Raw genomic sequence first — 10,553 nt, forward strand, 5'->3', positions numbered from 1 at the left:
TCCGACGCAGGAGGAATCTGGGTTGATCCAATAGAAAACTGCGTTGGAACGACAGACAGCACCTTACCTGTCTCGGCCCGTTTCTGCTTACAGATTCATACATGAAATATTACCTGATAGCTGGCGAACGGTCCGGCGACTTCCACGCCGCTAACCTCATGCGCTCCTTAAAAGAGCAGGATCAGCAGGCTGAGTTCCGGTGCTGGGGCGGCGACATGATGCAGGCTGCCGGCGGCGAGCTGGTGCACCACTACCAGGAAATGGCCATCATGGGTTTCTGGGAAGCCGCTACTAGTATTCTTAAGCTGCGGGGGTACCTCAAAGAGTGCCAGAAAGATCTACTGGCCTACCGGCCCGATGTAGTGATTCTGGTAGACTATGCGGGGTTCAACATGCGCATTGCCAAGTTTGCCAAAGCCCATGGCATCAAGGTGTTTTACTACATCTCCCCCAAAATCTGGGCCTGGAACCAGGGCCGGGTGCATCAGGTGAAAGAAGTAGTAGACCGCATGTTCGTGATTCTGCCCTTCGAGGAAGAATTTTACCAGCGTTTCGACTACAAAGTAGATTACATCGGCAACCCCACCGCCGATGCCGTTGCCGAGCACCAGAAGTCCGAGGACTTCTACACCCGCAATAACCTCGACCCAAAGCGGCAGATCATTGCGGTGCTGCCCGGCTCGCGCAAGCAGGAAATCGAGGAGATGCTCTACGAGATGGTGGCCATCCTGCCGCCCTTTCTCGACTATCAGTTCATCGTGGCCGGCGTTGATAATCTCGACCGGAACTACTATTCCAACTTCGAGCGCAATAACGTCCGCATCGTCTTCGATCAGACCTTTGATCTGCTGGCTCACGCTTCGGCGGCTCTCGTTACCAGCGGTACCGCTACCCTAGAAACGGCCCTATTTGATGTGCCTCAGGTAGTGTGCTACCGTACCAGCGCCGTGTCGTACGCCATTGGCAAGGCTGTTATCAAAGTGCCCTACATCTCGCTCGTAAACCTCATTGCGGGCAAAGAGGTAGTAAAGGAGCTAATTCAAGGCGATTTCACCGCCCGCAACCTCGTTCCCGAACTCAAGAAGGTCCTAACCGACGAGGCCTTCATTACCCAGCAGAAAGCCGGCTACGCCGAAATCCGCGAGAAGCTAGGCCAGCAGCGCGCCGCTGAAAAGGCCGCTAAGCTGATGGTGGGATATTTGAGTGAATAGCGCTTGTCTAACTAGACGCTTTTTCTCAATCCCATGATAGCAAGACTCATTCTGTTTGCCATTTTCCTTATAGCCATGACACCCGAGCAAGCTATTGGGCAAATATTTACTGGCAGTGTCAATGCTCACGCATTAAAATTAGCGGCACCTACTGTCCTATATCGTCATCTAGACGATACTATCAGTGAGAGGCATGTTAGGCATCCTACGTGCTGGTAGCTTAGTAGTCATTCGGAAAGAGTATCCGCATTGGCTTGCTGTTAGTCGTGCTAAAAGCCGTACTCAATTCTCTTCCGATACATCTACCTATTACATACCCAGAGCAGCAATAAAAGGCGCCGAAACGTTTGTTCTACTATAGGAAGTGACCTAAAAAAGCTGAAGGCAGAAAGTGCTAGTACTTTCTGCCTTCAGCTTTTTTAGGTCACTCATTAAGGTCTATGCCGCTCTCAACTGCTTCATAGCAGTCTGCTCAAACTTGCTCCGGGCGTATTCTTCATCGATTACCAGTTCCTTCACGCCTTCCTCAGATGGCATGTCGAACATAGCATCGGTCATGATGCCCTCGCAAATGCTGCGTAGGCCACGTGCGCCGAGGCGGTACTCATCAGCTTTTAGCACGATATACTCTAAGGCACTTTCGGAGAAGGAAAGCTGAATGCCTTCCATATCGAACAGGCGCTGGTACTGCTTCACGATGGAGTTCTTGGGCTCCGTTAGGATTTTACGCAGGGTGGCGTGGTCAAGGGGGTTGAGGTGAGTGAGCACCGGCAGGCGGCCAATTAACTCCGGAATCAGACCGAAAGCCTTCAGGTCCTGGGCCGTTACGTAGCGCAGGAAGTTCTGCGTATCAATCTTCTCTTCCAACTGCGTCTTGGCAAAGCCAATTGGCTTCGTGTTCAGGCGGTTCTTGATGATGCGCTCAATGCCCACGAAGGCACCGCCGCAGATGAACAGGATGTTCTCCGTATTCACCGTAATCATCTTCTGCTCGGGGTGCTTGCGGCCACCGTGCGGGGGCACATTCACCGTAGTGCCTTCCAGCAGCTTCAGCATGGCCTGCTGCACACCTTCACCGCTCACGTCGCGCGTGATGCTGGGGTTGTCGCTCTTGCGGGCAATCTTGTCAATCTCATCGATGTACACGATGCCACGCTCCGCTGCTTCTACGTTGTAGTCGGCAGCTTGCAGCAAGCGGGTCAGAATGCTTTCCACGTCCTCGCCTACGTAGCCCGCTTCCGTCAGCACGGTAGCATCGGCTATGCAGAACGGCACCTGCAGAATGTTGGCCAGCATCTTGGTCAGGAACGTCTTGCCCGTGCCAGTTTCGCCCACCATGATAATGTTTGATTTCTCAATCATCACATCATCCTTCTGCGGCTTCTGCATGAGGCGCTTGTAGTGGTTGTACACCGCCACCGACATTACCTTTTTTGCCTCGTCCTGGCCTACCACGTACTGGTCGAGGTACTCCTTCATTTCCCGCGGCTTCACAAGGTTAAATTTCGGCGCCTTAGAGTTGGCCCGAATCTTATTTTCCTCGTTTAGAATCTGCTGGGCCTGTCCTACGCAACGCTCACAAATGTGGGCGTTGATGCCGGAAATCATGACCGTGACGTCTTTTTTGTTCTTGCCGCAGAAGGAGCACGTAATATCTGCCATGTCGAGGGGGACTCTGGATAAGGATAGAGGAGGTAGCTTTCACTAACCTACCTCAAAGGTACGAAAAGGCCAACGCCGCGCATCGTTAAAAAAGTGCCAACGTAATTAGCCTCTACTAAAAAGAAAAAGCCCGCTACAGCGGGCTTTTTCGGGTAAAGCAGTCAAACTGAGCGTACCCAAGTTTGACATGTGGCGTTGAGTTACGCCTTCTTTTTTTCCAGAACCTCGTCGATGAGGCCATATTCCTTAGCCTCGTCGGCACGCATCCAGTAGTCGCGGTCCGAGTTGTCGTGAATTTCCTGATAGGTTTTGCCAGTGTGCTCGGCCAAAATATCGTACAGCTCTTTCTTCAGTTTCAGAATCTCACGAGCCGTGATTTCGATATCCGAAGACTGACCCTGCGCACCACCCGAAGGCTGGTGAATCATCACGCGAGCGTGGGGGAGGGCCGAGCGCTTGTCTTTGGCACCACCCGCCAGCAGTACGGCACCCATCGAAGCAGCTAGGCCAGTGCAGATCGTGGCCACGTCTGGATTCACGTACTGCATGGTATCATAGATGCCGAGGCCAGCGTACACCGAGCCCCCGGGCGAGTTGATGTAGAGCAGGATGTCTTTCTTAGCGTCAACCGACTCCAGGAACAGCATCTGCGCGGTTAGGATGTTGGCAATGTAGTCGTCCACGGCCGTACCCAGGAACACAATGCGGTCCATAATCAGGCGCGAGAATACGTCAATCTCGGCAAAGCGCGTGGGGCGTTCCTCAATTACCGAGCGGGTCATGCCCGTGGGTAGCATCAGGCCATTGCGGGTTTGGCCCTCTACGTGTTGAATGTATTGATCCACACCTAGGCCACTCAGGCCCTGGCCTTTCACGGCAAATTTGCGGAACTCTTCTTTATTCAGCATGGCAGAAAAAGTGGGAGATAAAAAGTGTCTGACGAAAAGTATAGGCAACAAAAAAGCCCATACGACAAGTAAGGGCTTTTTTGTTGGTTCGAAAACCGAAATGTTAGCGCTTAGCCAGCATTTTGATTGCGGAAGTCCTCGGCCGTAATCGCGTTGTCATTAACAACAACTTTGCCGCGCAGGTTTTCCAGCACTTTCTCTGCCAGAATGGCTTCATACTCGTTCACGTAGTTCTTGCCGTTCTCCTGACGCAGGAAGTTGTCAGCAAAGCCACGTACCGATTCTTCCAGCTCTGGAGTCATCTCCATGTTGAACTGGCCTAGAATCTTCTGCATCGTGCGGTCAACGATTTCTTCGTTCGAAACTTTCAAGTCGTTGGCTTCCACTACCTTGTTGCGGATCATCGACCACTTCAGCTCTTTCTCGTAGTCTTCGTAGTGCTCTTCTACTTGCTCCGGGGTCAGCTTGCCCTGGTTGGCACGTACCAGCCACTTCTTGAAGAACTCCTTCGGCACCTCAATGGTGGTGCTTTCCAGCATCTTGTCGATGATCTGACGGTTTACCAAATTGTCAGCCTCACGGTCGTAGTTCTCCTGCACCGTGGTGCGAACCTTCTCGTCGAAGTCTTCTTTCGACGATACGATGTCTTTGCCAAATACTTTGTCGAACAGGTCCTGGTTGAACTCAGCAGGAGTAGAGCGCTGAATTTTCTCGATAGAGAGCGTGTACTCGCCTTCTACCGTATCAGCCTCCTCTTTGCTCATGCCCGAGAAGTTGGAAATAGCCGTGGCGTCGCCGTCGAAAGCGTCTTTCAGGTCAAACGTTACCGAGTCACCCACCTTCACGCCTACAAACTTGTCAACGCCGTTCTTTACCTTATTCAAAGGCAGCAATACTACGCGGCCGTCACCCTCTTCGCCAGCCTTCTGCAGCTTGCCCGAGATGTAGTCAGTAGCCTCAGCCGTCTCAGGCTCAATCGACTCACCGAACTGGCGCTCCAGCTGCTCGTAGGTTTCTTTCAGAGTGTTTTCGTCCAGCTCTACCTTGTGGCGGTCAACCGAAACGGCCTGGTCGGCGGGCAGCTCGAAGTCGGGCAGCAGGCCTAGCTCAAACTGAAACGAGTAGTCTTTCTGAGTATCGAAATCAACATCGGTTGGAACCGGTAGGGGCTCACCGAGAATTTTCAGATTGTTTTCCTTGATATAGTCATCTACTGACTTGCTCAGCAGGCCGTTGATCTCCTCTACCAGGATGCCCTTGCCGTACATTTTGCGCACCAGCGTAACCGGCACTTTGCCTGGGCGGAACCCTTTGATCTGCGCCTTTTTGCTGTATTCCTTCAGCTTCGACTCCACGGTGGGAGCGTAGTCAGCCTCCGTAAGGTTTACTGTCAGGATGGCACTCAGCTGGTCGTCTTTCTTGTCGAGGGTAATGTCCAAAACGGGTTGTCGGTTAAGGGTACTACGTGGGGTGAAGGCGGGTCAGAACCCAGATAAAAAAATAAACCCCCAACGGGTGGGTTGAGGGTTTAGAAGCGGTTTTTTTTAAAAACCAAAAAGATAAGTGCGGATGGAGGGACTCGAACCCACACGCCTTGCGGCACCAGATCCTAAGTCTGGCACGTCTACCAATTTCGCCACATCCGCGTCCGGAAGCCAACTGCCTCGGGGCCGCAAAACTACACAAGGGTTTTATAAAAACAAATGTGCTCGTCATTAAAAGAATTATTCTGCGCCTTTGTGGGCTGCACTAAGTGGCCTAGCGTACTGTTATAGGTAGCGCAAGTCAGGATTTCCTTGCGTAAATTACTGTTCGGGCCTGCCCAACCCATCGGCTCTGTGCCGTACCTTAGCAACTATTACTCCGGTGCCTCAAGCGCCGCCCGCGTACCATGTCCACCGTCATCGACCCCGAAGTAGAGCGTCAGGAAATTCTGCGCCACTACCGCCGCCTGCTCCGCACCGCTAAGCCTTATCTGAAAGAAGGCGACGCGAAGCTTATCAAAAAGGCCTTCAATACTTCCCTAGAGGCCCATAAAGAAATGCGCCGCAAGTCGGGCGAGCCCTACATTCTTCATCCGCTAGCTGTAGCACAGATTGTGGTGGAGGAGATAGGCCTAGGCACCACCAGCATTGTAGCCGCTCTCCTACATGATGTAGTAGAGGATACGCCTTGGGAAATCGCCGACGTAGAGCGTGAGTTCGGTAACAAGGTGGCTCGTATCGTTGATGGCCTCACCAAAATTTCGGGCGTATTCGAATACGGTACCTCCGAGCAGGCGGAGAACTTCCGCAAGATGCTGCTCACGCTCTCAGAGGACGTGCGCGTTATCCTCATTAAGCTCGCCGACCGCCTGCACAACATGCGGACGCTCGACTCGATGCCGCGCCACAAGCAGCTCAAAATTGCGTCGGAAACTATTTACCTCTACGCGCCGCTGGCCCACCGGCTAGGCCTGTACGCCATCAAAACCGAGCTAGAGGATCTGTATCTGAAGTACACCGACACCGAGGTGTATAATGAGCTGGTAAATCGGGTACGTCAGAGTCGCAGCGCCCGCAACCGATTCATCAAGGAATTTGTGCTGCCCATTGATGATGAGCTTAAAGCCCAGGGCTTTGGCTACGAAATCAAAGGTCGCCCCAAAAGCATCTACTCCATCCTGAAGAAAATGCGCAAGCAGAATATCACCTTCGATGAGGTGTATGACCTGTTTGCCATTCGCATCATTCTGGATGTACCCCAGGAGCAGGAAAAAGCAGCCTGCTGGCAAGTGTATTCCATCGTCACCGACTTCTACCAGCCCAACCCCGACCGCCTGCGTGACTGGGTGAGCACACCCAAAGCCAATGGCTATGAGTCGTTGCACACTACGGTTATGTCGCGCTCGGGCCAATGGGTAGAAGTGCAGATCCGCAGCCGCCGCATGGATGACATTGCGGAGAAGGGCTACGCAGCGCACTGGAAATACAAAGACTCGGGCGCTATCCAGCCTGAGTCGACCCTGGAAGCGTGGATTAACAAGGTGCGCGAGATGCTCGAAACCAACAACTCCAGCGCATTGGAGTTCATGGACGAGTTCCGCCAGAACCTCTTCGTGAAGGAAGTCTATGCCTTTACCCCCAAAGGCAAACTCGTCATTCTACCCGACAAGGCCACGGCTCTTGATTTTGCGTTTGAGATTCACACGCATATAGGCCTACGTTGCCTCGGCGCCAAAGTAAACCAGAAGCTGCAGCCCCTGAGCTACGAGCTGCGCAACGGCGACCAGGTAGAAATCCTGACCTCGCAGAAGCAGCGGCCCACTGAAGAGTGGCTACAGTACGTAATTACTTCCAAGGCTCGGAGCAAAATCAAGGAGTGGCTCCGCGATGATAGAAAGTCGAAAGCAGAAGATGGTCGCTTCCTAGTAGAAAAGCGCCTAGAGTTGTTGGGTATCGAATATACGCCCGACAACCTTAACCGCCTGCTGGCTCACTTTAACACGCGTAATTCGCAGGAGTTCTTCTACCGGATTGCTATCGGTCAGATTGATGGCCGTGAGATAAAGGCTGATCTGTTTGACCCTGCCATCGAAGTTCCCCGTTCGCCTTCCATGCTCGAGCCTAAAGCGTTTGATCATGAGGTGCAGAAGATCCGTGGCCTCAGCGCCAACATGCTAGTGATAGGGGAGCAGACAGACAAGTTTGACTACACCATTGCGCCTTGTTGTAATCCTATTCCTGGCGATGATGTGTTTGGCTTTGAGACCGACGAGGGCATCGTGATTCACCGGACGTCTTGCCCCAAAGCGGTGCAGATGATGTCGAACTACGGCAACCGCATCGTACGCGCTAAATGGACAGAGCAGTTGGAACTGGCCTTCTTGGCAGGCATCCGCATCAAAGGCTCTGACCGGGTAGGCCTAGTGAACGATGTTACTCGCATTATCAGTAACAGCCTCAAGGTAAACATGCGCTCCATTACCATCGACTCTAATGATGGAATGTTCGAGGGACAGATCATGGTCTTCGTAAACGACACTGCTCACTTGAATAAGATGATTCAGCGCTTGTCGAAAGTGAACGGCGTATTGCAAGTAGAGCGGTTTGATTCATCCGTTCGGTCATAAAAAGTCTAAATCAAAAGCGAGAGCACAAAACAGTATAAGGATGCTGAGTAAGTATGGGGGATAATAGACGGTGTCTCATTGTCTGATCCTTAGCTTACTTAAAACTTACCTTAGTTCCTGCTGTTTTAGCTCCTTATATATAAGGTCGCAAAAATGCCCACAACGGAGAAGCATCTCGATCAAGAGAAATACGCAGAGGTAAAGAAGATTTTCACTGCTTACCTCGAGAACAAAGGGCTGCGCAAAACCTCAGAGCGTTATGCCATCCTCGAAGAAATCTATTCCCGCACAGGGCACTTCGATGTCGAAGAGCTCTTCGCTGGCATGAAGGAGCAAGGCCTGCAGGTTAGCCGCGCTACAGTCTATAATACGCTAGACTTGTTGGTAGAACATGGCCTAGTAAGCAAGCATCAGTTTGGCCGCAACCTAGCCCAGTATGAGAAGAGCTACGGTTACCGCCAGCACGATCATGTCATCTGTACGGAGTGTCATAAAGTCGTGGAGTTTTGTGATCCGCGCATCCACGGCATCCAGACAATGGTAGGGGAGTTACTCAACTTCCATATCTTGCACCACTCTTTAAACCTTTACGGTGTGTGCGGTGATTGCCGCGCCAAAGCCGCCGCCCGCTCTTTAGCCGAATGAAAACTGATAGCACCGTCCAGGACGGTATCCTCTTCGTGCGCCTATCCGGCGACCTGATCGGTAGCCCCGATACCCAGCAGTTGCTACAAAGCGTCGATCAGCACCTAGGTGATGAACTCCGCAATTGTGCGGTAGATCTGTCCGGGATTCGCTACATCAATAGCACAGGTATTGGAGTACTGGTGTCGTTGTTGACCAAGTTTCGTAGCCGTGGTGGGGAAATGCTGTTGATTAACCCCGCCGACCACCCTCGTAAAATGTTGGCTTTAACTAAGCTGAACGCTATTTTTTCCATTGCGGACGATGAAGCATCGGCCGCTCAACAATTGAAAGCCGCGAACTGATGCCCGTTGACGTACTAGTTGGATTGCAGTGGGGTGATGAAGGGAAAGGAAAGATCGTTGACGTACTTGCCCCTACCTACGACGTAGTAGCCCGCTTTCAGGGCGGCCCTAATGCAGGCCACACGCTTACTTTCGACGGCATTAAGCACGTCTTACACCAAGTTCCTTCGGGTATTTTCCATCCGCACATTATTAATGTTGTCGGCAATGGTGTAGTACTCGACCCCTTCGTATTCCGCCAGGAACTGCAGAAGCTCACTGACCGTGGCATCGATTGGGCCAAGAACCTCTACGTTTCCCGCAAAGCCCAACTGATCCTGCCTTCACACCGTGCCCTCGACCGGATAAACGAAGAGGCTCGAGGTGGCAGCAAAATTGGGTCCACCCTAAAAGGTATTGGCCCAACCTACCAAGATAAAATTGGTCGCACTGGCCTACGCGTCGGCGACATCCTGCTGCCAGACTTCCAGGAGCGTTATCAGGAGGCCGTAGCTCGGCATGCTCAGCTCGCCCAGTTCCACGGAAAGGAGCTGGAAATAGGCGAGTTTGAGGCTGACTTCTTCTCTGCTATTGAGTTCCTGCGTACCCTGCAGCTCACCGACACGGAATATCTACTGAACGATTTGCTAAAGCAAGGCAAAAATGTACTGGCAGAAGGAGCACAAGGCTCTATGCTAGACATTGACTTTGGCACGTACCCTTATGTTACCTCTTCCAGCACTATTGTAGCTGGGGCCTGCACTGGCCTAGGTATTGCGCCTAAGCATATCGAGAAGGTATACGGTATCAGCAAGGCCTACTGCACTCGTGTAGGTAGCGGGCCGTTCCCAACGGAATTGCTAGATGGGGTAGGGGAGCAGATTAGGCAGGCCGGTCGGGAGTTTGGCTCTACCACAGGTCGGCCACGTCGTTGCGGCTGGATCGATTTACCCGCGCTCCGTTATAGCATTATGCTGAACGGCGTCACGGAGATTCACTTGATGAAAGCTGACGTGCTGGATGAGTTTGATGAAATCCAGATTTGCACGCACTATCGCACCGCTGACGGAAAGGAAACCGACCACCTGCCTGACCACGGTGATTTAGAAAACCTGACTCCTATATATACAAGCTTGCCCGGTTGGCGCACTAATCTGCAAGCTGTAACAGACCCTCAGGCATTACCCGCTGAGCTAAAAAGCTACGTGCAGTTCCTAGAGAAGCATTTAGAAGTGCCTGTTAGCATAGTTAGCGTAGGTCCAGATCGAGTTAGCACCTTGCACTTGAGTTAAGTTATCTTGCTTTTCCTATTAACGAGCAGCCCCAAAAGGCTGCTCGTTGCATTTATGTATAGAGCGAAAGCAAAGATTAGAAGGGCCAAGGACTACATTCAAAGGGGCTTGATAAAAAATCTTCGCATTCTGTGAACTAAGAAACTCATATAAGTAGTTATGGCACAGCCTGCGGGGAGAAGAAGGGTGGTAGATGCATCCTACGGCACCTGAAATTTTCTCTATTAGGCTTGCAAAAGCGAAATGAAAGGCTGACTTTTGCACTCCCAAATCAAACGGAGGCGGGCTACGAACCGGGCGCAGAAAAAGTTGCGCGGCGCATTAGGAAAAGCAGAAACGCTCTGCGTACCTTTGCACCCCGCTTCAACCGGAAGCGCCGAGGCACACGAGACAGAAAAAAA

At 52.1% G+C, this 10,553-nt stretch carries 8 protein-coding genes and 1 tRNA gene; 5 read left to right on the forward strand and 4 right to left on the reverse strand.

From position 1 onward, the window contains the following. Positions 1–101 precede the first annotated feature (101 nt). Complete coding sequence (lpxB, locus tag EU556_RS07110) at positions 102–1,211, forward strand: lipid-A-disaccharide synthase (protein ID WP_135432506.1); 1,110 nt, start codon at positions 102–104, stop codon at positions 1,209–1,211. Between the two features lie 438 nt (positions 1,212–1,649). Here the strand turns inward: lpxB and clpX are convergent, their stop codons facing one another. The 4 genes from clpX to EU556_RS07130 all read right to left on the reverse strand — a co-directional run bounded on the left by clpX (position 1,650) and on the right by EU556_RS07130 (position 5,427). Beyond that, positions 1,650–2,873 (reverse strand): ATP-dependent Clp protease ATP-binding subunit ClpX, encoded by a 1,224-nt coding sequence (gene clpX, locus EU556_RS07115; RefSeq protein WP_135432508.1) that lies wholly within the window; start codon positions 2,871–2,873, stop codon positions 1,650–1,652. A gap of 200 nt (positions 2,874–3,073) precedes the next feature. After that, complete coding sequence (locus EU556_RS07120) at positions 3,074–3,781, reverse strand: ClpP family protease (RefSeq protein ID WP_135432510.1); 708 nt, start codon at positions 3,779–3,781, stop codon at positions 3,074–3,076. Positions 3,782–3,891: 110 nt separating this feature from the next. Then, positions 3,892–5,220 carry a trigger factor gene (gene tig / locus EU556_RS07125; RefSeq protein WP_135432512.1) on the reverse strand — a complete coding sequence of 443 codons (1,329 nt, stop codon included), beginning with the start codon at positions 5,218–5,220 and terminating at the stop codon, positions 3,892–3,894. Positions 5,221–5,345: 125 nt separating this feature from the next. Beyond that, positions 5,346–5,427 (reverse strand) — tRNA-Leu (locus EU556_RS07130). A 245-nt stretch (positions 5,428–5,672) separates the two neighbouring features. On the opposite strand from EU556_RS07130, the gene EU556_RS07135 reads away from it, so the two are divergent. The 4 genes from EU556_RS07135 to EU556_RS07150 all read left to right on the forward strand — a co-directional run bounded on the left by EU556_RS07135 (position 5,673) and on the right by EU556_RS07150 (position 10,152). Beyond that, complete coding sequence (locus tag EU556_RS07135; RefSeq protein ID WP_135432514.1) at positions 5,673–7,892, forward strand: RelA/SpoT family protein; 2,220 nt, start codon at positions 5,673–5,675, stop codon at positions 7,890–7,892. A 153-nt stretch (positions 7,893–8,045) separates the two neighbouring features. Beyond that, on the forward strand, positions 8,046–8,537 hold the full coding sequence (locus EU556_RS07140; RefSeq protein ID WP_135432516.1) for a Fur family transcriptional regulator: 492 nt from the start codon (positions 8,046–8,048) through the stop codon (positions 8,535–8,537). After that, positions 8,534–8,881: an STAS domain-containing protein gene (locus EU556_RS07145; protein WP_135432518.1), complete on the forward strand. Its 348-nt coding sequence runs from the start codon at positions 8,534–8,536 to the stop codon at positions 8,879–8,881. Before EU556_RS07140 ends, EU556_RS07145 begins: the two co-directional genes overlap by 4 nt. Further along, positions 8,881–10,152: an adenylosuccinate synthase gene (locus EU556_RS07150; RefSeq protein WP_135432520.1), complete on the forward strand. Its 1,272-nt coding sequence runs from the start codon at positions 8,881–8,883 to the stop codon at positions 10,150–10,152. The genes EU556_RS07145 and EU556_RS07150 overlap by 1 nt, the downstream gene beginning before the upstream one ends. Positions 10,153–10,553: the final 401 nt, after the last annotated feature.

The organism is Hymenobacter fodinae, assembly GCF_004745825.1.
Lineage (GTDB): Bacteria > Bacteroidota > Bacteroidia > Cytophagales > Hymenobacteraceae > Hymenobacter > Hymenobacter fodinae.